The organism is Pseudoalteromonas sp. BZA4 (assembly GCF_040104395.1).
In the GTDB taxonomy this organism is placed as follows: domain Bacteria; phylum Pseudomonadota; class Gammaproteobacteria; order Enterobacterales; family Alteromonadaceae; genus Pseudoalteromonas.
Genome location: NZ_JBECOT010000002.1, coordinates 163,476 through 187,860 on the forward strand (window position 1 = coordinate 163,476; position 24,385 = coordinate 187,860).

Sequence of the window (24,385 nt, forward strand, 5' to 3'; positions counted from 1 at the left end):
CTCACAACATTGATTTTAGAGCTTCTTTAATTAGAACCTCGGTCGTCATATCTGATTTGTTCACTGTTTTAACCGCCTTTTGTGCTTGCGGTAGCTTATAGCCTAATGCCACTAGTGCTGATACAGCGTCATCGGCAGCATTATTTGCCACTAGGGTATCATCACTTGATGGCTCAATGACGGCATTATCGCTAAATGGTGTAAATAAGTCATTACCCCAATCTTTGAGTCTATCTTTCATTTCGAGCACTAAACGCTCTGCCGTTTTTTTACCAACACCCGGCAATTTTACCAGTGTTGTTGCATCTTCATTATTAACACAGCTTACAAATTGCTGCGCCGACATACCCGATAAAATAGCTAGACCAAGTTTTGGCCCAACACCATTGGCTTTTAAAAGCTCTCTAAATAAAGCGCGCTCGGTTTTGTTGTTAAAGCCAAATAATAGCTGAGCATCTTCACGCACCACAAAATGGGTATAAATAACCGCTTGCTCACCCACTGCCGGTAAATCATAAAAGCAGGTCATCGGCATTTGCACTTCGTAGCCTACACCACTTACTTCAATAAGAATTTCTGGCGGCTGTTTTTCTACTAGTAAGCCATTTAATCGACCAATCATATTACTTCCTTAATCGTCCTCTTACGGTTTTGCTCGCACTGCCCGCAAGTTTTATTAAATTTTGTTCTGAGTGAGCATGACAAATAGCAATTGCTAAGGCATCTGCGGCATCGGCTTGAGGGGTACCTGGCAGCTTTAAAATGTTTTTAACCATATGCTGTACTTGAGACTTATCGGCTCCGCCATTGCCTACAACGGCCTGCTTAATTTGCCTAGCTGAATATTCATAAACTGGCAGCTCTGCTATTGAAGCACCAACGATAGCAGCGCCACGTGCTTGACCGAGTTTAAGCGCTGAGTCTGGGTTGTGTGCCATAAACACTTTTTCGATAGCAAAACTGTCTGGTGAGAATTGCTCTACCAATTGACTGATCCCTTGGTAAATCATTTTTAAGCGTACCGGAAAATCGTGATCAGCCAATTTAATGCAGCCACTACCTAAATAAGTGAACTTAGCACCTTGGTGAGCAATCACGCCGTACCCTGTTAATCGTGAACCAGGATCAATCCCTAAAATAATCGCCAACTAACTGAACCGTCTATTATCATTATTATCTGCGGTTAATAATGCCAGAGCACTGTATAAATTACCAGTAGCCAATTGCAATTCATAAAAAATGCCCGCAATTCATAAAAAATGCCCGCAATTGCGAGCATTTTATAGCCAACCTTTAAGTAAGACATTTACGCGAGCGAGCGTAATAAGCCTTGGGTATTTTTTCGCATTGTTCGCGCTATCATCAAATAGCCCAAACATGCTACAAATAAGCCACCGACTGCTGGGCCAATCACCCAAATATGAGGATGGAACTTACCTGCTAGATCGAACATTTGTTTTTGCACTATTAACAGAGCAATGTCACTGACTATGGCTGCCACTAAGCCTGCGGTAACGCCTAATAGTAAAAACTCATATAAGGTGGCATTTTTAATTAAGCGCCCTTTCGCACCTAAAGTCCGCAAAATAACAATCTCTTGCATTCGCTCGCCTAAACTTGCTTGCACTTGTGAAATAAGTACTAAAGCGCCACAGGCAACCACAATCGCTAGTACAAAGCCAATCGCTAACGATACTTGCTCAATGGTTGAGCGAATTTGTTTAATAAAGCTCTCAACATCTATCACGTTAACCGTTGGGTATTGACGCATTAGCTCATTAAACTCACGTTTTTTCTCTGCTTTAACATTTACTGATGAAATATAAGTAGCAGGAAAGCTCGCTAGCACGTCAGGGCTTAAAATAATAAAGAAGTTAGGTTTAAGCGTGGTCCAATTAACCTTACGCACACTGGTAATTTTTGCGTCAAACGACTGCGCACCAATTAAGAAAGTAAGCGTATCGCCAATTTGTACATCAAGGCGTTCAAGCATCGACTCTTCGACCGATGCCTCAGCTACTGAGTCTTCACTAAACCATGCACCGTCGATAAGCTCGTTTTGGTTAGGCAAGTCTTTACGCCAAGTTAGGTTTAACTCACGGCCAATACCAGAGCGGGCTTCTTCGTCTTTCTTTTCGTTGTCTTCTTGCGATACTTCGCGGGCAACCAACTCGCCATTAACAGCGTTTACACGGCCACGAACAACCGGATAGAAATCAGACGTTGGCATATCGTTTTGCGCTAAGAAGTTAGTAATAGGCTCTAACTCTTGCTCAGTAATGTTCACTAAAAATGAATTAGGGGCATTTTCAGGAAGCTGAGACTGCCAGTCCGAAATCATGTCGTTCTTAAGTACAATTAAAAACAGTAATAGCTTGATAGCCAAAGCAAAGCTAATTAATTGTACCGCATTCACATTGGCACGCTTTTGAATTGACGCAATCGCCAATGACCAACTGTTGCCCGGACTCAAGCCAAGTTTACGGCCACCACCAAAAATAACCTTTGATAAACCAAATAACACGGCAATTAAAAATGCCGTCGAAAGGAACAAAATTGCACTAATTTTTATGTTGTTACTAAATAACCACATCAGTAAAAACACAGTAAGCGCCGACATAGTAAGGTGCACTTTACTTACTAATAAACGGTCGCCTAAGTTACGGCGAAGTACACGCAGCGGCGGAATATCAAATAAATCGAGTAGCGGTTTAATTGAAAACATAACCGCACAAATCACACCCGTGCTAATCGCAATGATCCAAGGCTTTGCCGATGCACTCGGCAATGCTGAGCCCATGGTTTGTGCCAAATAATCCGTGGCAACCGCTTGTAAACCATAACCAATCAGTAAACCGACAATCACCGACATTGAACATACAAGGCTCAAATGTAATAAATAGATTTTACGGATCATCGCGCGGCTACCGCCCAGCGTTTTCATCATAGCAACTGGGTCGTACTGACGCTCACAATAACGTTTTGCTGATACCGCAATAGCAACAGCAGCTAAAATAATGCCTAGCAAACCAGCTAACAATAAATAGCTCTCGGCACGATTTAAACTATTAGAAATAGGTGACTGGCGGTCTTTAACACCATACCAACGTTGGTTTTCTTTCATTTGTGGTTTTAACCACGCATAAAAGGCATCTAAATTGTCTTTGTCACCAGCATAAAGTTGGCGGTAAAACACTCGGCTGCCGGGCTGAATTACCTCTGTTACAGCAATGTCTGCTTCATTGATTAAGATTCGTTGGCTGCTTGAAAACACATTAAACGGTGCATCTGGCTCTTCGGCTACAACATGACTAGCCGTAAACGTAGCAGCGCCAAGCTCTACTTTATCGCCCACTTTAATGTTTAGCGCATAAAACACAGACTCACTTAACCACACTTCACCACTACTTGGAATGTCGGTTGTTACTTCTGGTTGGCCAGTCAGGCTGGTTTTTACTTTTAACTCACCTTTTAACGGATAGGTATTTGATACCGCTTTAACCGAGCCAAGCTGCATTTCTTCACCGGCAAATAGCATGGTGTCGAAGTAAGTTATTTTAGCGGTGCGTAAGTTATCTTGGTTGGCTTTTTCTAAAAACTCAGCAGGTAAAGCATGGTTACTTGCTAAAACGCGATCAGCGGCAATAAAGGCACTGCTTTTTTCTTCAATACTTTGACCGATGCGGTCGGTAACCATAGACAGTGTTAAAACAGTGAGTACAGCTAAGGCTATTGCTGCACTGATCACTGTTAATTCGCCACGCTTAAACTCACGTGAAAACAGTTTTAGTGCTAATTTAGCCCACATTCGCTTGCACTCCTTCGCTTTCTTTTACAGTAACTAACTGCCCTGCTTCAATATGTAAAATTTGCTGACACTTTTGTGCAAGCTGCTCATCATGGGTTACTAAAATAAGTGTCGTGCCGTGCTCTTTATTTAGTTCAAATAATAGAGACTCAATTAACTTACCGTTTTTGCTATCAAGGTTTGCTGATGGTTCATCGGCAAATAAGATTTTCGGTGTACCAATAAATGCACGGGCAATTGCTACACGTTGCTGCTCACCACCAGATAATTGCGACGGGTAATGGCCAACACGATGACTTAAGCCTACCTTTTCAAGTAACTCAAGGGCTTGTTGTTTAGCATCTTTACTACCCGCAAGTTCTGCCGGAAGCATTACGTTTTCAAGGGCTGTTAAGCTTTGTACAAGCATGAAAGACTGAAATACAAAACCTACTTTTTCAGCGCGAAGTGCTGCGCGTGCTTCTTCATCTAATTCGTGTAATGCGGCTCCGTCTAAATGGATACTGCCGCCCGTTGATTGGTCAAGGCCTGCTAATAAACTTAATAAAGTAGACTTACCCGAACCAGAAGTGCCTACTACAGCAACTGAGTCGCCCGACTTGACATTAAAGCTGATGTCACTGAGGATGGTCAGGTCGCCCTCAACCGTGGTGACCGTTTTAGAAAGTCCTTTAACTTGAATGATGTTTAATTGAGAAAGCGCTGACATATGATGCATCCAATCCTACGTTTTATATTCGTTTTACTGTTAGTAATCAAACCACTTACGGCAGCAGCTGACAACACAATTTTAATTTTAGGTGACAGTTTAAGCGCCGCTTACGGTCTTAAACAAGAGCAAGGCTGGGTTAAATTGTTACAAGATAAGTACGATGAAAAAGACCAATCTGTATACCTAGTAAACGCCAGTATTAGCGGTGAAACCACAGGCGGAGCCCTAAGACGACTCGACGCGTTACTGAGCGAATTTGAACCCACTCATGTACTCATTGAGCTTGGCGGAAACGATGGTTTACGAGGTTTCCCTATTAAACGCCTACAAGCTAACCTACGTGATTTAATAACAAAAAGCCAACAAATCGGGGCGAAAACCGCCGTTATGGAAGTACAAATTCCACCAAACTATGGCCCGCGTTATACGAAACTTTTCACCGATAGCTTTAAAACCATTGCCGATGAAACAGATTCTGAGCTCATGCCCTTTTTCATGCTTAGCATTGCAGGCCGTCCAGAACTTATGCAAAACGATAACCTGCACCCTAATGCCGATGCTCAACCATTAATACGCGACTTTATGTACAAAACGATCAACGATTGGCTAGATTAACCTCTAGCCCATTGATTTAATACCGATTGCCTGAACAATTAACAAGCAATCGAACAGCGGAGATATTGATTTTTATAAAAAAAGCCGTACTATGACTTGCAACGTCGGCATATAGCGCAGCTTGGTAGCGCACTGTCATGGGGTGTCAGGGGTCGCAGGTTCAAATCCTGCTATGCCGACCATTTTTTCTCTACCCCAAACTCCCTTTCAATTATTTATCACTCTGTACTTCAAACTCCTTAAAAATACTGTTCACATTCACTTTTGCACTTAGCTTTGCAGCGATTAAAAACAGGCCTGCTAGTTTTCTGTGTACGAATAAGGCATCTACTGGTGGTGCATGCCAATGCTCTGAGGCGGTGCTCATTTTAAGGCCGAGTTCTTTAATGCGTTTTGGTAAGTCGCTATTTGCAAAGTCATACTCACCTTGGTGGCGCAGTGGTTCGCAGGCGAGAAGAAATATATCGACGACATTATCTATATATTCTTGAGCGAGCCCTTGTTGAAAATAGCCAATTTGCTGTGCTGCTGTTGCAACGCCAGCTCTGTCGTTACTAATCGCTCCAGATAATAACTGTAAGTAACCATCACTAATATGCAGAGGTAGTTCGCGGGTAGCGCCAAAATCTAAAAGTACTAAGCGTTGATTGTCGATTTGATATTGATAATTAGCAAAGTTTGGATCTGTTTGAACTAGTTTAAAGCTAAATAATTCACGTAAAAATAGGCTGAGTAACTGTTCAACCGCTTTATTACGTAGCGCTTGCTCTGTGTTTGCCAGTTCATCTAGCTCTTGTCCTTCAACAAAACTCATTACTAAAACTTGAGAAGAACTAAGCGAATCTACCACATTAGGGATAAGGTAATTGTCATCACCTTTTAAACACTCGCTGTAGCGCTTTAAATAATTAGCTTCTAACTCGTAGTTAGCTTCGTTAATAAGCTGTTGTTTTGCTTCATCGATAAGAGGCTGTATTTCTACCTCTTTGGGTAGCAAACCACTGAGCTTCAGAAGGTAAGCTAAGTTATCAACATCACTGGCAATGCCTTTTGCAATACCTGGGTATTGCACTTTAACTGCTAACTTTTCTCCCGATTCTCGATAAGCAATATGCACTTGCCCTATTGATGCCGCAGCAAATGGTCTGAGTTCAAAATGCGATAATTGCTCTAGCCACGCATCACCCCAATGCTCTCGCATTACTTTAACAAGCTGCTTTTGTGGCATGGGCGTCGCTTCAGAGCGTAGCCTTGCTAAAATTGCAGATAGCTCAGGAGTAAGTAATTCGCCACTGTCCATGGATAACAGCTGCCCCAATTTCATTGCTGCTCCACGCAAATTTGCAAGCTGCTCTGCAAAGCGCTGAATATTTTTTGGCTGTAACAATAACTCTTGTCGTGATGTTTGCTTGCCCGTAGCCCATGCTTTTGTGCCTTCAAACAACATATTACCCGCGACCTTTCCAGCTAAAGAGCCAAGCCGAGCAGCGCGTGAAAATCGTGATGTTGGCACAGATTTTTGTTTATTACTCATATAACTTCACACTATTAACTTAATGCTTTGGATACGTTGGTTGTTCAGCTTTAGATCCACTTTTGTTTTTAATAGATTTTAGACAACAAAAAGGCCGCATGGATTCCCGATGCGGCCTTTAAAGTGAATAGCATTAAAATTATTTAATAACTTCTAAGCCACCCATGTAAGGGCGTAATACTTCTGGTACAACAATCGAGCCGTCAGCTTGTTGGTAGTTCTCTAAGATTGCTACAAGAGTACGACCAACCGCTAAACCTGAACCATTTAGTGTATGAAGTAGCTCTGGCTTTTTCTCGCCTTGACGACGGAAACGCGCTTGCATACGACGAGCTTGGAAATCAACCATGTTTGAACATGATGAAATTTCACGATAGGTGTTTTGTGCAGGTAACCATACTTCTAAATCGTAAGTTTTTGCTGCACCAAAGCCCATATCACCCGTACATAAAATCACTTTACGGTATGGAAGTTCTAATGCTTGTAAGATTTGCTCAGCGTGACCTGTTAGCTCTTCTAGCGCTTGCATTGAATCTTCTGGTTTTACTAATTGTACTAATTCAACTTTGTCGAATTGGTGCTGACGAATAAGACCACGTGTATCACGGCCATAGCTACCTGCTTCACTACGGAAACAAGGTGTATGTGCTGTTAAACGAATTGGTAAGTCGCTTTCGTCGTAAATTTCGTCACGAGCACTGTTCGTAAGTGGTACTTCAGCAGTAGGAATTAAGCTAAAACCTGGTTGTTGCTGACCGTCGTCATCCACTAAACCTAAAGTGTGGAATAAGTCACCAGCAAACTTAGGTAATTGGCTAGTACCGTATAAGCTTGCGCTATTAACAAGGTAAGGCACATACATTTCTGTATAGCCGTTTTGCTCTGTGTGCGTATCAAGCATGAACTGCGTAAGAGCACGGTGCATACGTGCAACTTGACCACGCATAACAGTAAAACGTGCGCCACTGATTTTAACGCCCATTTCAAAGTCTAGGCCGTTTACGTCTTGACCAACATCAACGTGATCTTTTACTTCAAAGTCGTATGACTTAGGCGTACCCCAGGTTGAAATTTCAACGTTTTGATCTTCGTCTTCACCTACAGGAACAGACTCATCAGGTAGGTTTGGAATAGCAAGTGCAATTTGCTTAAGCTCTTCAAGTACTGCGTCTTGCTCAGCTTTAACGCTGTCTAGTTGATCACCAAGGTTACTGACTGAATCAAGCAGCTGTTGTGCTTTTTCGTGCTCGCCTTTCGCTTTTGCTTGGCCGATAGCTTTGGAACTTGCATTACGCTCGCTTTGAAGTTCTTGCGTTTGTACTTGTAATGTTTTGCGTTTTTCTTCAAGTGCAGTTACCGCTGCAATATCAAGTTCGTAACCGCGTGATGCTAAACGTGCAGCCGCTTGTTCGATATCTTGACGTAAATATTTAGAATCTAACATGTTTGATTTTTAACCTTTTTGCATTACCAGCTGAAGGCCCAGCCAAGCCATAAATATACACACCACCACGTTTAAGGTGATATTGAGGGCCATTTTAAAAAAGTGACCTTGTTGCAAGAGCAACAACGAATCCATTGAGAATGTTGAAAAGGTGGTCAATGCACCTAAAAAGCCAATACCAATTAAGGTTTTAGCGGGGCTAACAGCGATTATTTCTTTTTCAATCAAGCCGTATAAAATGCCCATTAACAATGAACCAAGAATATTAACTGTCAACGTGCCAAAAGGGAATCCCCTACCGAGCAGTTTTAGCATGGTTTCGCTAAGAAAATAGCGTAAACACGCCCCTGAAGCGCCCCCCATTGCAATCATCATGTAAAGTTTCAAACTATTCATAACGTTTAATATCACTTTGCTCGTTGCGCTGAGTTAAATAGTCCAGCTTTTGTTTTATTTTTTGTTCAAGCCCACGATCGGTTGGGAAGTAATACTGGCGATCATTAATTGCCTCAGGAAAATACTTTTCGCCTGCTGCAAACGCACCTTCCTCATTATGTGCATACCGATATTCAGCGCCATAACCTAAGTCTTTCATTAAGCTAGTTGGTGCATTGCGTAAATGCTCTGGCACCGGATGGCTCGGCTCATTTTTAGCATCTTGCATTGCTTGATTAAATGCCATATACACGGCATTACTTTTCGGGGCACTGGCTAAATAAATGGTGGCTTGTGCAATAGCGCGCTCACCTTCACTTGGGCCAACACGTTGAAAAATATCCCACGCATTGAGTGCGACTTCCATTGCTCGCGGGTCGGCATTGCCAATATCTTCTGTAGCAATCGCTAATAAGCGCCTTGCAACATAAAGTGGGTCGCCGCCACCGGCTAAAATACGGCAGTACCAATATAAGGCGCCATCAGGTGAACTACCTCGTACTGACTTATGAAACGCTGAAATCAAGTCGTAAAACTCATCACCGCCTTTGTCGTACTTGGCTAAGTGAGTTGGTAAAACTTGGCTTAAAACATGTTGGTCAACAAGGTATCTGCCCTGCTGCTCCGTGGTTAAATCAACCGCTTGTTCTAACAGGTTAAGCACTTTACGCGCATCGCCATCACTTGCTTGGCAAAGGGCTTGCTTAGCGTTTTCGGCAATTTCAATGTGTTTTTGGCGGAGCTCTACGTCTTCACGTAAGGCGCGCTCAATTACGTTGAATAAATCGGCTTGCTCAAGTGCTTTTAATACATATACACGGGCACGAGACAGTATCGCGTTATTAAGTGCAAATGATGGGTTTTCGGTGGTCGCGCCAACAAAAATAAAAGTACCATCTTCAATATGTGGCAAAAATGCATCTTGCTGAGATTTATTAAAACGGTGTACTTCGTCAACAAACAATAAGGTGCGCTGCCCACGCCCTGCAAGATTTGCTTTTGCTTCGCTTACGGCCTCACGAATATCCTTCACACCCGCTGTGACTGCCGACATTTGAATAAGGCTGGCATCGGCATGATTTGCAATAATCTGCGCTAACGTGGTTTTACCAACGCCTGGCGGCCCCCACAAAATGAGGCTGTGGCATCGACCTGCAAGAATCGCTTGGTAAAGAGGTTTATCGGGGCTTAAAAGGTGCTGCTGACCTATGTAGTCATTGAGTGTTCCTGGTCGCATGCGCGCCGCAAGTGGGCGCACATCAGGACCAAAATTAAATCCGAGATTACTCAAGCCTTAATCACCTTGGCTTTGGTCGTCAACTTCAACGCCTTCTGGAATAGTAAATTCAAAGGTTTGAGTTGCAAGTACTTCGTTTACTTTAGCATCTTTAAAGGTAAATAAAGACTGCTGACCAGAGGTATCTAGTACTGTCAGAGATGCTAGACCTTGCTCTTGAGCGTTAAAGCTAATGTCTAACTTTTCAACTTGGCTCTCAACGCCTTTGTTTGGCGTGACGCTAAAACCTGCATCAGTTGCCACAACTTGGTATTTAGCCCACTGCTCTGGATCTTTTGAGGTCAACAATACAAACGGTGTTGAATCAATCAGGCTGTGAGTATTCATAATCGTTACTTGCTCTGCAAAGCTGTCGAAGTAATACGTTTTGTCGCCATTTGATACAAATAAAGTATCGTCTGGGCTTTGTTGCTGCCAGCGGATCATCATAGGTTGCTGAAGGGCAATATTCCCCTCACCTTGCATGATAGCTTCGCCTTGCGAATCGGTAACCTGCTGTGAAAACTCTGCTTTAAAACTTTTAATCGCAGCCAGTTGTTGTTGTAGCGCTTCGCTGTCGTCTGCAAAACTTTGACCGCTTAATAAACAACCCATAATTAGGGCTAGGTATTTAATTTTTTTCATTAATTTGCTCCACCATTTGGCACTAAGACTTCGCGGGCACCGTTATGTCCTGGTGCGCTAACAATGCCTGATGTTTCCATTTGTTCAACTAAGCGTGCTGCGCGGTTATAACCTACACGAAGCTTACGCTGTACACTCGATACCGACACTTTGCCGGTTTCAATTACAAATGATACTGCTTCATCGTAAAGCGGATCTGACTCTTCATCACCGTCTTCACTGGTTTCTCCTGGTAGTAAAATTTCTTCTGTGGCATCGCCACTTAAAATTTCATCAATATAATTTGGTTTGCCACGTTTTTTCCAATCGTCTACAACCGCATGAACTTCGTGGTCGTCAACAAACGCGCCATGCACACGCACTGGTACACTGGTACCCGGCGGTAAGTAAAGCATGTCACCCATACCAAGTAAGTTTTCAGCGCCTTGCTGATCTAAAATGGTACGCGAGTCAATTTTACTTGAAACTTGGAACGCCATACGGGTTGGAATATTCGCTTTAATCAAACCTGTAATTACGTCAACCGATGGGCGTTGTGTTGCTAGCACTAAGTGAATACCTGCAGCACGGGCTTTTTGCGCGATACGTGCAATCAACTCTTCCACTTTTTTACCCACGATCATCATCATGTCGGCAAATTCGTCAATGACCACCACAATACTTGGTAGTTTATCTAGCTCTTCAGGGCCATCGGCCATGCCGTCGGTGTCTTTAAACAGTGGATCTAGAATCGGTTGACCCGCTTCTTTGGCATCCAACACTTTTTGGTTGTAACCTTTTAAATTACGCACACCAAGTGCAGACATAAGCTTATAACGACGTTCCATTTCACCTACACACCAACGCAATGCATTGGCTGCTTCTTTCATGTCGGTAACAACTTCACATAATAAATGTGGGATGCCTTCGTACACAGAAAGTTCAAGCATTTTCGGGTCGATCATGATCATACGAACATCATCAGGGCCCGATTTGTACAGTAAGCTTAATATCATTACATTAACGCCCACTGACTTACCTGAACCTGTGGTACCCGCAACAAGTAAATGTGGCATTTTGCCAAGGTCAGCGCATACCGGCTCGCCAGCAATGTCTTTACCTAATACCATAGTCAGTGGTGATGGGTTTGATTCAAACTTAGGCGCGTTAATAACTTCACTTAAACGCACTATTTCACGGTGTTTGTTTGGCAGCTCTAAACCAACATAGGTTTTACCCGGAATAACTTCTACCACACGAACACTCACCGCAGACAGTGAACGTGCTAAATCTTTCGCTAGGCCAGTGATTTTAGCTACTTTAATACCCGGCGCTAAATCAAGCTCAAAGCGCGTTACAACCGGACCTGGGTACACACCCACAACTGCAGCTTGAATGTTAAAATCAAGTAATTTGGTTTCAACTAAACGCGAAATACCATCAAGCTCTTCTTGCGATAATGGGTTTTTCGCTTTATCTGGGCGGTCTAATAAATCAAGTGATGGTAACGGGTTTGTAGGCGGCTGCTCTTCAAGCAGTGCTTCAAACTTTTCCTTTGCCGTTGGTGGTGGCTGATACGCAGGTTTCGGCTTAGGCATTGGGCGCGCAGGCGAAACAACCGTTGTAACAGGTTTTTCTGGCTCAACGACTGGGCTCTGATCAAGCGCATTCAGTGCCGATACGGTATCGAATGATTCATCATCAAGGGCACTAAAACCAATTTCTTGGTCAAGAATATCGTCTAGTTCATCAAAGCCTTTAAAGTCATCATCGGCTTTTTCAGCAGGCTTTTGCTTAGGCTTAGTAGGCTTTGGTTCTTCTTCATCTGCATCATTAAAGTTAATAGCAGGCTCGTTTTCTGGCTCTACAAAGTTAGCGTCTGGCTCTGTAGTGGCGATATCTTTAACAGCTTCTTTTTCACGATGTAACCAAGCAGAAAATTGCTCACGTAAAAAGTAGAATGCTTTCATTACCCACTTGCCGACAAAATCGACAAATTGCACCCACGAAATACCGGTTAATAGGGTTAAACCAGCAAAGAAAAAACACAGTAATAAAATTGAGGTGCCGGTAAAATTAAAGGTAGGCATCATTGCTGTAGCAATAACATCCCCCACTACCCCACCAGATGAAAAGTTATAAATATCATCAAAATTAATGCTGCTAATGGCGGTCGCTGAAGTAATAAACAGCGCAAAGCCAATAACACGTAAGGCAAGCGTGGTGTAATCAAGCTGGAAAATACGGTGTGGTTGTTTAAATAATAAATAACCGAACAATTGAATAGCAACAGGCACTAAATAAGCAAGCCAGCCAAAAGTGAGTAATAGGATATCTGCAACCCAAGCTCCCGCTGTGCCGGTAATATTCTTAACATTAACAAATTCACCGGTTTGCGACCATGAAGGGTCCGCAGGATCAAAACTGATTAATGCACATAAAATAAATACTGCAGCAAAGGTGCTGATGATTAGCCCCGTTTCTAACAGTCTTTGAACACCATTTAGGCGCATAGCTCCCTATTCCTTATTATTCTTTACTGATCGATTAGCAGTGAAATACCTTAGCAGGAAATGCCGTTTGATGCACTTTATCTTAGCCTTGATGGACTGATAATGAACAAGTTTTTGTTACTCAATATGTATTTTAACAGTTTAGGCAATATATGGGCGAATAATGACCCCTTCTTCACCTTTTACTTCTTCCATTACCACATAAGTTCGGCTTTCACTGACATTTGGCAGTTTTAGTAGAATATCACCCAGTACATTACGATATTCCGACATATCATTTACACGTGTTTTTAATAAAAAGTCGAAATTACCCGACACTAGATGGCACTCAATTATTTCGTCGTGCTTTTTAACTGCAGCGTTAAACTCTTCGAAAACATCTGGTGAGGTTTTAGTGATGGTTACTTCTACATAAACCGACAAACCTTGGCCAAGTTTAGCAGGATCCACTACTGCTTTATATCCGAGTATATAACCCTCTCTTTCTAGCTTTTTTACCCGCTCCAAACAAGGGGTGGCACTTAGCCCTACACGCCTTGCCAGCTCTACGTTAGAGATCCGACCATCGTGCTGTAATTCCATTAAAATTTTACGGTCTATTCTGTCGAGTAATTGATGCATAAGCCAAACCAGAGTTTTGCACTGTTTAAAATATATTTTTAGATTATATCACTAGAATACCACTTAAAAAAGGTGAGACACACTGGCTGGTCATGAATATAATAGTCAAAAATTTTATCCCGTTCTATTAAGGCGAAAAACTATGATTATTGGTGTACCTAAAGAAATCAAAAACCATGAATACCGTGTAGGTATGGTTCCTGCGAGTGTTCGTGAACTAGTAAACCATGGCCACCAAGTGTTTGTTGAAACTGATGCTGGTATGGGCATTGGCTTCACTAACGAAGATTATGTTGCAGCTGGTGCTGAAATTTTACCAACAGCAGCAGAAGTTTTTGCTAAAGCTGAAATGATCGTTAAAGTAAAAGAGCCACAAGCTGTTGAGCGTGCAATGTTACGCGAAGACCAAATTCTATTTACTTACCTTCACTTAGCACCGGATCTTCCACAAACTGAAGACCTAGTTAAAAGTGGCGCAGTATGTATCGCTTACGAAACAGTAACTGATTCACGTGGCGGTTTACCTCTTCTTGCTCCTATGAGTGAAGTTGCTGGTCGTATGTCTATCCAAGCAGGTGCACAAGCGCTTGAAAAATCAAACCACGGCCGTGGTATGTTACTTGGTGGTGTACCAGGTGTTGAGCCAGCTAAAGTTGTTGTTATCGGCGGCGGCATGGTTGGTCGTAGCGCAGCGCAAATGGCTGTTGGCCTAGGTGCTGATGTTGTTGTTCTTGACCGTAACATCGACGTACTACGTGCATTAGACGCACAGTTCGGTAATAAAGTTAAAGCTATCTACTCTACTGCTGACGCACTAGAAAAACACGTACTAGAAGCTGACCTTGTGATCGGTGGCGTACTAATCCCAGGTGCAGCAGCGCCTAAACTAGTAACAGCTGAGCACATCAAAGCAATGAAGCCTGGTTCTGCAATCGTTGACGTTGCAATCGACCAAGGTGGTTGTATCGCAACTTCTAAAGCGACAACACACGCTGATCCTACTTATATCGTTGATGACGTTGTTCACTACTGTGTTGCTAACATGCCTGGTGCTGTTCCACGTACTTCTACGTTCGCACTTAACAATGCAACATTACCGTTCATCATCAACCTTGCTAACAAAGGCTATAAGAAAGCGCTTCTTGACGATGCAAACTTCTTAAAAGGCTTAAACGTGATCAAAGGTAAAGTTACTTATAAAGAAGTAGCTGAAGCTTTCAACATGGAATATGTTGACCCACGTACAGCAGTTGAAAATGCTTAATTAGCATTGTGAAACAAAAAAGCAGCGATATCGCTGCTTTTTTTATGCCTGTTTGCAAATAAATTAGTTTATCTGCAAACAATTATATTTCTGATTAACGACGCTTAGTTTGTTTAGCGCGTTGATTGTGCTTTTTAACCGCCTTACGGATTTGGTTAATTTTGGCACGCTTGTCTTTACGCTTTTCAGGAATAACCGACAGCTTAGTTTGCGTTTCGCGGCCTAGTTGCACTGTTTTACGTAAATAGTTAACCGTGTCTAAATCAAGTTCAGCCCAACCACCTTGTGGCAAGCGCTTATCAAGCTCTAACTTACCGTAACGAATACGGATAAGACGCGATACTTCAACATCTTGTGATTGCCATAAACGACGTACTTCGCGGTTACGACCTTCTGTTAAAGTCACATTGAACCAACGGTTGATACCTTCACCACCCATAGGTTTGATGTTTAAGAATTTTGCAGGACCATCTTCAAGCTCAACACCTTTTGTTAAAGTGCGTAGCGTTTCGTTAGTTACTTCACCAAACACACGAGCTGAGTACTCACGCTCTACTTCGTAGCTTGGGTGCATTAAACGGTTAGCAAGTTCACCATCGTTAGTAAACAGCATTAAACCAGCGGTATTTATATCTAGTCGGCCAACTGCAATCCAACGTTCGCCATCAACACGTGGTAAACGGTCAAATACCGTACGACGGCCTTCCGGGTCTTTACGTGTACATAGCTCGCCTTCTGGTTTGTTATACATAAGTACACGACAAATACGGTCAGCTTTGTCTTCAATTTTTACTACGTGACCGTCAACTCGAATTACATCGGTTGCTTCAACACGGTCGCCTAAACGTGCCACTTTACCATTCACGCTCACACGGTTGGCATCGATGTACTTTTCCATTTCACGACGTGAACCCACGCCAGCACGGGCTAATACTTTTTGTAACTTTTCAGTTTCTACATTACTCATTCAGATAGTTCTCTCACAGAAGGATCGCTCAATAACTGGTTGATTTTACTCTCCTGAAGTTCAGGTAACGGCGGTAATTCATCTAAACCAGCTAATGAAAAATAATCTAAGAAAGCGGATGTTGTGGCATACAACGCTGGGCGCCCAGGCACCTCTTTATGGCCAACAACTCTAACCCACTCTCTTTCTAATAAGGTTTTAATAATTCCTGAGCCAACAGAAACCCCCCGTACTTGTTCAATTTCACCACGGGTAATAGGTTGTCTATAAGCAATTAAGGATAAAGTTTCTAGTAGTGCTCGTGAGTATTTAGGTGCGCGCTCTTGCCATAAGTTTGCCAGCCAAGGCGCTAAACTAGCGCAGGCTTGAAACCTGTAACCGCTGCCTACCGCAACAAGCTTAATGCCTCGGGTTTGATAATGCGTTTGAATTTGTTCAATTGCATTATTAATGCGCGGCATAGAAACGCTTAAATCAGCTAATACTGTCTCTTTTAAATGACGTTTAGACACAGGTTTTCCAGCAACAAAAATCGCGGCTTCTATGATTTCGACTAACTGTTCATCACTGATACGTTTTGTGGCCATCGCTACTAAAGGTCATTTTAAATCACTAACGCTCTATTATGACAGAAGTCGGCCAAGGTTGGAAAAATTATTGTAAAAAAGCCAGTGTAAAACACTGGCTTTGGGGGATATTTATGAATGAATATTGAAATTAGCTATTTTTAACCATTTCAAGGGCATCATCTTCGGCAACGTCGCTGCCATATTTGCTAATGTAATTAACAAACTCAGTGCGGCTTACACGCTTATCTTTGTTGATATCCATATAGCCAAAGTGATTTGCGATACCGTCGTCATCGGCTTCTTCAATAGAAACATAACCATTTTTGTCGTTATCTAACGATTTAAAGTCATTTTCGATTGGGTCAAATTTAGCGATTTCAGCTTTAAATGCTGATTCAGATACCTCACTATCAGTTGCCACTTTGCCTGTATTTAGCTGCATGTATGCATTAAATTCAGTACGGCTGATTTGCTCATCCATATTGGTATCGATATTTGAAAAATGATCCCAAATAGCATCATCGTCAGCTTCTACCTTAGAGATATAACCGTCATTGTCATTATCTAGGCTGCCAAAATCACTGTCGATTTTTGCTAAAGAGTTACTTGCAGAACATGCTGAAAGACTTAGTGCTGCTAAAATTGTTGATGCTAAAGTTAACTTGTTCATAAGACATTTCCTTGTAGTCGATTAGATTCACTTCGAATGTTACAAGTTGAATGCCAAAATGCCTTATTGGCTAAAATCAAGCACTTACAGCCTGGTTAAGTTGGTGTTAAGCCTATGATTTAGCAAGCTTTTCATGGATTACTGTAATTTTTTCATAAAAAAAGCGCTCCGAAGAGCGCTTTTTACAAATAACAAAAATGCTGCTATTAGATAGCTGCGTTTTGGTAACGCTTAACGAAGTCTGTTACTGCTTCGCCATTACATTTTAACGTATTTAAGTTACCAATTTTTTCACGCACAGGTGTTAAACCTTTTTTAAGTGCAGTGATGCAAAGTTGAGTTTCTTTTTGCTCATTTTTAGCAAACACTTCAACAGCTGCTTTTGCTGCTTCTTGTGATTGTGCTTTTTTAGCAATTTCACGGATGTCAGTACCGTTACATAAAATGCTTTTTGAAAAACGTGACATTGAAATGCCATGCTTTGCTGCTTCTTTACGTGCAGCGGTAAACCCTTCGTTCGCACTTAAGCTACATAACTTTGATTCAATACGGTTATCAGCTGAAAAGTAGTGCGGGTTGCTTGCTAATGAGCCAAATGAGATACATGCAAGAGAAAGCATCACTAATTGTTTTTTCATGGTTTACCTTTAAATAGTACATAATATGAACGGATGGTTTGCGCGCATTATATAAACAAAAATCAGTAGATCAACTGAATTATTTATTTAATTTAATAATTAATAGTGAGTTAACAATGTTTTTAAATTAAGCAGCAATTGATCAACATTTACCCAATTTGATTTTCGTAATTAGCTCATGAATAAGCCCTAGTTTGATGATAGAATTGCGCTAAACACTGAAACAAAAATAATAGGTGCACCATGAAGGTAATCTCATTTAACATTAACGGCCTGCGCGCTCGTTTACACCAATTGCAAGCCGTAATTGATAAACATCAACCAGATATTATTGGCTTACAAGAAATCAAAGTACATGATGAGGCCTTCCCTCTCGAAGATGTGCAAAAAATGGGTTATCACGTTTATTTTCATGGTCAAAAAGCGCATTACGGCGTGGCTATGTTATGTAAACAAGAGCCGAAATCAGTAGTTAAAGGCTTTGCAACCGATACCGACGAATCACAGCGTCGTATGATCAGTGTTACCGTGACACAAGAAAATGGTCGTGACCTAACGGTGATGAATGGCTACTTCCCGCAAGGGGATAATATTGCCCACGAAACCAAATTCCCTTATAAGCGTCAATTCTATAAAGATTTAATGACTCACTTAGAAGATAACCACACGCCAGAGCAAGATGTTATTGTGATGGGCGATATTAATATTTCACCAACCGATCTCGATATTGGTATTGGTGAACCAAACCGTAAGCGCTGGTTAAAAACAGGTAAGTGTTCTTTCCAACCTGAAGAGCGTGAATGGTTAAGCACGTTATTAAACTGGGGCTTTAAAGATACCTTCCGTGAACTTTACCCAGAAAAAACCGAGCAATATTCTTGGTTTGATTACCGCTCTAAAGGTTTTGATGACAACCGCGGTCTGCGTATTGATGTGATCTTAGCAACCCCTGCTCTTGCTGAGCGTTGTGTTGAGTCTGGTATCGATTACGAATTGCGTGGTATCGAAAAACCATCTGATCATGCGCCAATTTGGTCAACATTTAACGCATGATAGACACTATGCAATGGCAGCTCCCATTGTGGAGCTGTGTGGCTATAATACTTTGGCTCAGCTTTGATAAACAAAGCCTGTCACATTTGCTGGCAACACCGATAAGACAAGTGGGTGTGCTCGCATGTGCCCTTGTACTTGCGGTACTGTGGCGCATTAAAGCGGGGATATTACCTGGCCTCGAATTGCATATTTTGGGGGTCACTGCAGTGACCCTAATTTTAGGTTGGCGACTGGCAATTTTTGCAAGCCTTCTTGCAAGTTTACTCTTGGTATTAGTCGCTCAGTTGCCAGTATCAATACTGCCAGTGCATTTATTGTTTACTGCTTTTTTACCAATAACATTGAGCTATTTGTGTTTTGTGCTTTGCTATAGCTACCTGCCGAGACACTTTTTTATTTATATCTTTTTATGCGCGTTTTTAACCGCTGCTGTTATCGCCTGTATTAAAATACTTACCAGCGGTGTGTTTTATTACTTGCTTGGTGATTACAGTTTTATTGAGATTTCAGAAAACTATCTGATCCTGTGTGCCATAATTTGGTTTCCTGAAGCAATGCTCAATGGCATGGCCATTACCTTGATGATCACCTATCGCCCTCATTGGGTTAAAACCTTTTATGATAAGGACTATTTAGACTCATGAGTCTTCACTATCACTGCCCGCTTTGCAAACTTGAACTTACTCTAAACGACAAAACTTACCGTTGTGACAACAACCACAGTTTTGATATCGCCAAAGAGGGTTATGTCAATTTACTTCCCGTGCAAAATAAAAAGTCGAAACAACCGGGCGATAACCTTGAAATGGTGCAAGCACGCCGCTCATTTTTAAGTGCCGGGCACTATTTGTTTTTACAGCAAGCTTTAGCAGAGCTAGTGGCCTCTCTCGAACCAAGTTCAGTGATTGATTTAGGCTGTGGTGAAGGCTTTTACACGCAAGCTATTGCAGCGCAGTCGAGTGCCGATGTATATGGTGTTGATATTTCTAAGCCCGCGGTAAAATACGCCGCTAAGCGTTACGAAAATGCGCATTTTAGTGTCGCGTCGATTAGCCAAGCCCCTTTTGCAGATGCGCAGGCTGATGTGCTTGTTAGTGTGTTTGCCCCTTTATTTGCACAAGAACTTGCTCGCCTTGCCAAACCGCAAGCTAGTTTAATTGTTGCAAGCCCTGGCCCTTGGCATCTTAAAGAGTTAAAAGCGTTTATTTATGCCGATGTAAAACCGCATACAGAGATAGAACCACCAGCAGGCTTTAGCAAAGAGTCGATAAACTTGTTAGAGCAACAAGTGCTGTTGTCTGTCGATGAGATAAAACATTTAATTATGATGACGCCGTTTGCGTGGAAGTTTCGCCCAGAGCATTGGCAGCAGATAGAGCAACAAGGCCCACAAAAAGTAACGTTATCGTTTTATGTGAGCCAGTTTGTTCGCAATTAGAAGTGTTCTTTAGTGAAGGCTTTATCCATTTTTTCGAACATATCTTTTAATAATTGAGCTAAGTCAGTGTAGCGTGGTTTTTCAGTCGTTAATTGTGACTGATAACCATGCGCCTTCATTTTACTGTGCAGCTCTGTGTACCAACTTAGCATTGCTGGCTCTAAACGGGTTTCTGCACGGCGGCCTAGCCACAACAAACCTTGAAGTGGTAGTGATAAAAAGAAAAGCGCGATAGTGATAGCTTGTGGAAAATAATCACTACCTAAGTAATTAACTTGCATAAAAACGGTCAGCATTGCCAATATTGGCATCACTGTAATTGCCAGTTCAGTGGCCTTGATCACTCTAAATTCGGCAAACAATGGAGCGAGCTCTTGTCGCATCGGCCATTTTTTAGCGTACTGACGACCTGTTTGCACTTGTGACATGACACCTTTTTGCATCATCACTCCTAGGGTTTTCAACTTGTTTCACAACCGAGTGTAACACACTCCCGGATACAATCCCTGCAAAACCTGTCCTAGTTTTAATACCAAATTAATGGTTAGGAGACTAACGTTTAAAGTCTAAATGAGATAAAATGTTATCGGCTTAAGTCAACCAGACTTTAGTATAATTACAGCCTAGCTTTGTTAAGTGTAGCAACAAAATACTTATTTACTATACTGGCAAAGAATTCTAATTATCAAGCCTTAATATACACTGACTGATATCGTACTTTTAGGACCTAGCTATGTCGACGCCCCTTTGCTCACCACAACATGTTTTAGTACTTAACTGTGGTAGTTCAAGTTTAAAATTTGCCATTTTAGATGCCGCCACTTCTGACGAAGTTATTTCTGGTTTAGCTGAGCGCCTTGGCTCAGATACGCCTTCAATCAAATATAAATATAATGGTGAAAAACAACTTATTGAGCTTGCAAAGGGCCAAGCCCACGATGCAGCAATTGCTGAGCTTGTGAAGCTAGTTAATGAGCTAGACCTTGCAGATAATTTAATTGCTGTGGGTCATCGTGTTGTGCACGGTGGTGAGCATTTCACTGAATCTGTGCTTATTGACGATGATGTACTTGCAGCTATCGAAAAAACAGCGGCACTTGCACCACTTCATAACCCTGCCAACTTATTGGGCATTCGTACTGCACAGCAAGCGTTCTCAGCGCTGCCACAAATTGCTGTGTTTGATACGGCATTTCACCAAAGCATGCCAAATCTTGCTTACTTATACGCCCTACCTTACTCGCTTTATAAAGAGCACGGCGTAAGACGTTATGGGTTCCATGGCACGAGCCATTATTATGTTGCAGGTGAAGCTGCAAAATTATTAGGCAAAGAGCGCGAGCAAACCAATGTGATCAGTGCACATTTAGGTAATGGCTGTTCTGTATGTGCGATTAAAGATGGTAAGAGTGTTGATACCAGTATGGGCCTTACACCGCTCGAAGGCTTAGTGATGGGTACCCGCAGTGGTAGTATCGACCCGGGTTTATTCACGTTTTTAACTCAGCAACTAAATTATTCAGTGCAAGAAATTGATGATTTACTTAATAAGCAAAGTGGTTTGTTAGGTATTAGTGAATTATCAAATGACTGTCGCACTATTGAAGAAGCCGCCGTTGAGGGCCACCCACAAGCGAACCTTGCACTCGATATTTTCTGCTACCGCTTAGCAAAACAAATCGCCGCATTCTTGGTGCCAGTACAACGCCTTGATGCACTTATTTTCACCGGTGGAATTGGTGAAAACTCAGATATCATTCGTGACAAAGTAATCACTCAATTAGGCTTTTTAGGCCTTGAGTGTGACGAAGCTGCAAACTTAGCGGCACGTTTTGGTAAAGAAGGCTTAATTTCAAAAGGCCAAGCGCATGCTAAAGCGTTTGTGATCCCGACTAACGAAGAATGGGTTATTGCTAACGATGCAGCCCGCATTGCAAAGGAGGGTTAAGTAAATGGCACGTAGAATTATGTTGATCCCTATTTCGACTGGGGTTGGTTTAACATCTGTATCTGTTGGTTTAGTGCGTGCGCTTGAGCAAAAAGCGCTTAAAGTGAACTTTTTCAAGCCAATTGCACAGCCACGCTCTGGCGATACAGGTCCTGAAAAGTCGACGCAAATTGTCACCCATGGCTCGCCAATTAATCCGCCGACACCATTTGAGCTTAGCTATGCAGAGCAAATGATTGGTGATGGTAAAGGCGACGATTTACTAGAAGAAATCGTAGAGCGCTTTGAAAGCACCATTAAAGAAGACGAAATTGCTATTATCGAAGGTATGGTGCCAACACGCCGCCAGCCTTATGCAGGCCGTGTAAACCGTGAAATCGCGCAAACACTGGGTGCTGATATTGTTTTTGTTTTAACGCCTAGTAACGATAGCAACGACCAAATTGAAGACCGTTTAGAAATTGCCTCAGGCAACTATGGCGGTGTTAACCACCCTCGCGTGTTAGGCTGTATTTTCAACAAAGTTAATGCACCTTTAGATGACGAAGGTCGCGCACGTGCAGACCTTGTTGAAGCCCATGAGCCTGAGCAACTTGAAAACGAATTAAACCGTTTAGCATCACTGCCTATTTTCAGAAAACACCCATTTAAGTTATTAGGTTCAATCCCGTGGGATTTCGACCTAGTAGCGCCACGTGTGCGTGATTTATGTGAATACCTAAAGGCTGAAGTTATTAACGAAGGCGACATGGCTCACCGTCGTTTACGTCGCGTTACTTTCTGTGCTCGTACTGTATCGAATATTTTAAGCCACTTTACCCCAGGTGCATTACTGGTCACTCCGGGCGATCGCTCTGATGTACTCGTTGCCGCTTGTTTATCGGCTATGAATGGTACCAAGCTTGGGGCTATTTTATTAACCGGTGGCTTTAAGCCTGAAGATCGCATCATGAAATTGTGCGAACAAGCTATGAATACCGGCCTGCCGATTCTGGCAACACAAGAAGATACATGGCGCACGTCTTTATTACTGCACAACTTCAATATGGAAGTACCGTGTGATGATGACCAACGTATCGATAAAGTAAAAGATCACAACGCTAGTAACATTGATTCTGACTGGTTAGACAGCCTTGCAAAAAGTGTTGGTCGTACTCGTAAAATGTCTCCGCCAGCGTTTCGCTTCTTACTGACAGATAAAGCCCGTCAAGCGAAGAAAACGGTTGTTTTACCTGAAGGTAATGAGCCGCGCACGATTAAAGCCGCAGCAATTTGTGGTCAACGTGGCATTGCAAAAACAATCCTACTTGGTGACAAAGAAGAGATTTTACGAATTGCTGAGCAACAAGGTGTTGAGCTAAACGATAATGTAACCATTATTGAGCCAGGTGATGTGATCAACGACTACGTTGCGCCTATGGTCGAAATTCGTAAAAACAAAGGCTTAACAGAAGTGGTTGCCCAAGAGCAATTACTTGATAACGTGGTGCTTGGTACTATGATGCTTGAGCAAGGCAAAGTAGATGGCCTAGTGTCGGGTGCTGTTAACACTACAGCCAACACGATTCGCCCACCGCTACAGTTAATTAAAACTGCACCAGGTTCATCGTTGGTATCATCAGTCTTCTTTATGTTGTTACCTGATCAAGTTCTGGTATACGGTGACTGTGCTATCAACCCTGATCCAACAGCAGAGCAACTGGCCGATATCGCGATTCAATCAGCGGATTCAGCGGCCGCGTTTGGTATTGAACCTCGTGTTGCAATGATAAGCTACAGTACGGGTACCTCGGGTTCAGGTGCTGATGTAGAAAAAGTGCGTGAAGCCACTAAGCTTGCCCAGCAAAAGCGCCCAGATTTAGTAATTGATGGCCCGCTTCAGTATGATGCTGCAATTATGGAAAACGTAGCACTTAAAAAAGCACCTGACAGCCCGGTTGCAGGTAAAGCAACAGTGTTTGTATTCCCAGATTTAAATACCGGTAATACAACTTATAAAGCCGTACAACGTAGTGCCGATTTAATTAGTATTGGCCCAATGCTGCAAGGTATGCGTAAGCCAGTAAATGACTTGAGTCGTGGTGCATTAGTAGACGATATTGTTTACACCATTGCCCTTACAGCGATTCAAGCTAAGCAAGTTGAAAGCTTACAAAATTAACCCTTCAAAATTTAGGCTAATTTATAAAACCTTTATAAATTAGCCTATTAGCTTCTTTATACTGACCTATTCCCATATTTATCCACAGATTC

The 24,385-nt window shown here is 42.3% G+C and carries 23 protein-coding genes and 1 tRNA gene; 8 read left to right on the forward strand and 16 right to left on the reverse strand.

Features of this window, described 5'->3' with window-relative positions:
- Window position 1: 1 nt before the first annotated feature.
- From ruvA to ABMY41_RS01795, 4 genes are all read right to left on the reverse strand, one after another.
- Complete coding sequence (gene ruvA / locus ABMY41_RS01780) at window positions 2–622, reverse strand: Holliday junction branch migration protein RuvA (protein ID WP_175081791.1); 621 nt, start codon at window positions 620–622, stop codon at window positions 2–4.
- A 1-nt stretch (window position 623) separates the two neighbouring features.
- Window positions 624–1,148: a crossover junction endodeoxyribonuclease RuvC gene (ruvC, locus tag ABMY41_RS01785; protein ID WP_289097713.1), complete on the reverse strand. Its 525-nt coding sequence runs from the start codon at window positions 1,146–1,148 to the stop codon at window positions 624–626.
- A gap of 158 nt (window positions 1,149–1,306) precedes the next feature.
- The gene (locus ABMY41_RS01790; protein WP_289097711.1) at window positions 1,307–3,808 is read right to left on the reverse strand and encodes an FtsX-like permease family protein; all 2,502 of its coding nucleotides are present in this window, start codon (window positions 3,806–3,808) and stop codon (window positions 1,307–1,309) included.
- Window positions 3,798–4,517 carry an ABC transporter ATP-binding protein gene (locus ABMY41_RS01795; RefSeq protein ID WP_054561283.1) on the reverse strand — a complete coding sequence of 240 codons (720 nt, stop codon included), beginning with the start codon at window positions 4,515–4,517 and terminating at the stop codon, window positions 3,798–3,800. Before ABMY41_RS01795 ends, ABMY41_RS01790 begins: the two co-directional genes overlap by 11 nt.
- On the opposite strand from ABMY41_RS01795, the gene ABMY41_RS01800 reads away from it, so the two are divergent.
- Together ABMY41_RS01800 and ABMY41_RS01805 are read left to right on the forward strand one after the other, a co-directional pair.
- Window positions 4,518–5,135, forward strand: a complete 618-nt coding sequence (locus ABMY41_RS01800) for an arylesterase (RefSeq protein WP_062565175.1) — start codon at window positions 4,518–4,520, stop codon at window positions 5,133–5,135.
- Window positions 5,136–5,240: 105 nt separating this feature from the next.
- A tRNA-Pro gene (locus ABMY41_RS01805) sits at window positions 5,241–5,317 on the forward strand.
- Window positions 5,318–5,346: 29 nt separating this feature from the next.
- Here ABMY41_RS01805 and ABMY41_RS01810 read toward each other — a convergent pair.
- From ABMY41_RS01810 to lrp, 7 genes are all read right to left on the reverse strand, one after another.
- On the reverse strand, window positions 5,347–6,669 hold the full coding sequence (locus tag ABMY41_RS01810) for an AarF/ABC1/UbiB kinase family protein (RefSeq protein WP_289097649.1): 1,323 nt from the start codon (window positions 6,667–6,669) through the stop codon (window positions 5,347–5,349).
- A 139-nt stretch (window positions 6,670–6,808) separates the two neighbouring features.
- Window positions 6,809–8,113, reverse strand: a complete 1,305-nt coding sequence (gene serS / locus ABMY41_RS01815; protein WP_349274006.1) for a serine--tRNA ligase — start codon at window positions 8,111–8,113, stop codon at window positions 6,809–6,811.
- 9 nt (window positions 8,114–8,122) lie between these two features.
- The gene (gene crcB / locus ABMY41_RS01820) at window positions 8,123–8,509 is read right to left on the reverse strand and encodes a fluoride efflux transporter CrcB (RefSeq protein WP_082389253.1); all 387 of its coding nucleotides are present in this window, start codon (window positions 8,507–8,509) and stop codon (window positions 8,123–8,125) included.
- A complete protein-coding gene (locus tag ABMY41_RS01825; RefSeq protein ID WP_349274007.1) occupies window positions 8,502–9,839 on the reverse strand; it encodes a replication-associated recombination protein A in 1,338 nt (445 codons plus the stop codon). The genes crcB and ABMY41_RS01825 overlap by 8 nt, the downstream gene beginning before the upstream one ends.
- A gap of 3 nt (window positions 9,840–9,842) precedes the next feature.
- Window positions 9,843–10,469, reverse strand: a complete 627-nt coding sequence (gene lolA / locus ABMY41_RS01830; protein ID WP_349274008.1) for an outer membrane lipoprotein chaperone LolA — start codon at window positions 10,467–10,469, stop codon at window positions 9,843–9,845.
- The gene (locus tag ABMY41_RS01835; RefSeq protein ID WP_289097644.1) at window positions 10,469–12,961 is read right to left on the reverse strand and encodes a DNA translocase FtsK 4TM domain-containing protein; all 2,493 of its coding nucleotides are present in this window, start codon (window positions 12,959–12,961) and stop codon (window positions 10,469–10,471) included. The genes lolA and ABMY41_RS01835 overlap by 1 nt, the downstream gene beginning before the upstream one ends.
- 141 nt (window positions 12,962–13,102) lie before the next feature.
- Window positions 13,103–13,582: a leucine-responsive transcriptional regulator Lrp gene (gene lrp, locus ABMY41_RS01840; RefSeq protein ID WP_130051721.1), complete on the reverse strand. Its 480-nt coding sequence runs from the start codon at window positions 13,580–13,582 to the stop codon at window positions 13,103–13,105.
- 142 nt (window positions 13,583–13,724) lie between these two features.
- Between lrp and ald the strand changes: the two genes are divergently transcribed.
- Window positions 13,725–14,846, forward strand: coding sequence for an alanine dehydrogenase (ald, locus tag ABMY41_RS01845; protein ID WP_349274009.1), 1,122 nt, complete (start codon window positions 13,725–13,727; stop codon window positions 14,844–14,846).
- Window positions 14,847–14,940: 94 nt separating this feature from the next.
- Here the strand turns inward: ald and rluB are convergent, their stop codons facing one another.
- From rluB to ABMY41_RS01865, 4 genes are all read right to left on the reverse strand, one after another.
- A complete protein-coding gene (rluB, locus tag ABMY41_RS01850; protein WP_055198703.1) occupies window positions 14,941–15,813 on the reverse strand; it encodes a 23S rRNA pseudouridine(2605) synthase RluB in 873 nt (290 codons plus the stop codon).
- Entirely contained in the window at window positions 15,810–16,400 is a 591-nt protein-coding gene (gene scpB / locus ABMY41_RS01855) for an SMC-Scp complex subunit ScpB (RefSeq protein WP_251598724.1), read from the reverse strand. Before scpB ends, rluB begins: the two co-directional genes overlap by 4 nt.
- A 130-nt stretch (window positions 16,401–16,530) precedes the next feature.
- Window positions 16,531–17,052 carry an EF-hand domain-containing protein gene (locus ABMY41_RS01860; protein ID WP_349274010.1) on the reverse strand — a complete coding sequence of 174 codons (522 nt, stop codon included), beginning with the start codon at window positions 17,050–17,052 and terminating at the stop codon, window positions 16,531–16,533.
- A gap of 206 nt (window positions 17,053–17,258) precedes the next feature.
- Complete coding sequence (locus ABMY41_RS01865; RefSeq protein WP_054561271.1) at window positions 17,259–17,690, reverse strand: hypothetical protein; 432 nt, start codon at window positions 17,688–17,690, stop codon at window positions 17,259–17,261.
- Between the two features lie 243 nt (window positions 17,691–17,933).
- Between ABMY41_RS01865 and xthA the strand changes: the two genes are divergently transcribed.
- The 3 genes from xthA to ABMY41_RS01880 are packed head-to-tail and all read left to right on the forward strand — an operon-like array spanning window position 17,934 to window position 20,184.
- Window positions 17,934–18,743 (forward strand): exodeoxyribonuclease III, encoded by an 810-nt coding sequence (xthA, locus tag ABMY41_RS01870; RefSeq protein ID WP_054552965.1) that lies wholly within the window; start codon window positions 17,934–17,936, stop codon window positions 18,741–18,743.
- A complete protein-coding gene (locus tag ABMY41_RS01875; protein WP_175078162.1) occupies window positions 18,740–19,390 on the forward strand; it encodes an energy-coupling factor ABC transporter permease in 651 nt (216 codons plus the stop codon). Before xthA ends, ABMY41_RS01875 begins: the two co-directional genes overlap by 4 nt.
- On the forward strand, window positions 19,387–20,184 hold the full coding sequence (locus ABMY41_RS01880) for a putative RNA methyltransferase (protein WP_175081777.1): 798 nt from the start codon (window positions 19,387–19,389) through the stop codon (window positions 20,182–20,184). The genes ABMY41_RS01875 and ABMY41_RS01880 overlap by 4 nt, the downstream gene beginning before the upstream one ends.
- On the opposite strand, the gene yfbV is transcribed toward ABMY41_RS01880, so the two are convergent.
- On the reverse strand, window positions 20,181–20,627 hold the full coding sequence (gene yfbV, locus ABMY41_RS01885; RefSeq protein ID WP_130166284.1) for a terminus macrodomain insulation protein YfbV: 447 nt from the start codon (window positions 20,625–20,627) through the stop codon (window positions 20,181–20,183). The two genes, ABMY41_RS01880 and yfbV, sit on opposite strands and share 4 nt — an antisense overlap.
- Before the next feature lie 290 nt (window positions 20,628–20,917).
- On the opposite strand from yfbV, the gene ABMY41_RS01890 reads away from it, so the two are divergent.
- Both ABMY41_RS01890 and pta read left to right on the forward strand, forming a co-directional pair.
- Window positions 20,918–22,132: an acetate kinase gene (locus tag ABMY41_RS01890; protein ID WP_175081776.1), complete on the forward strand. Its 1,215-nt coding sequence runs from the start codon at window positions 20,918–20,920 to the stop codon at window positions 22,130–22,132.
- Between the two features lie 4 nt (window positions 22,133–22,136).
- On the forward strand, window positions 22,137–24,293 hold the full coding sequence (gene pta, locus ABMY41_RS01895) for a phosphate acetyltransferase (protein ID WP_349274011.1): 2,157 nt from the start codon (window positions 22,137–22,139) through the stop codon (window positions 24,291–24,293).
- Window positions 24,294–24,385 lie beyond the last annotated feature (92 nt).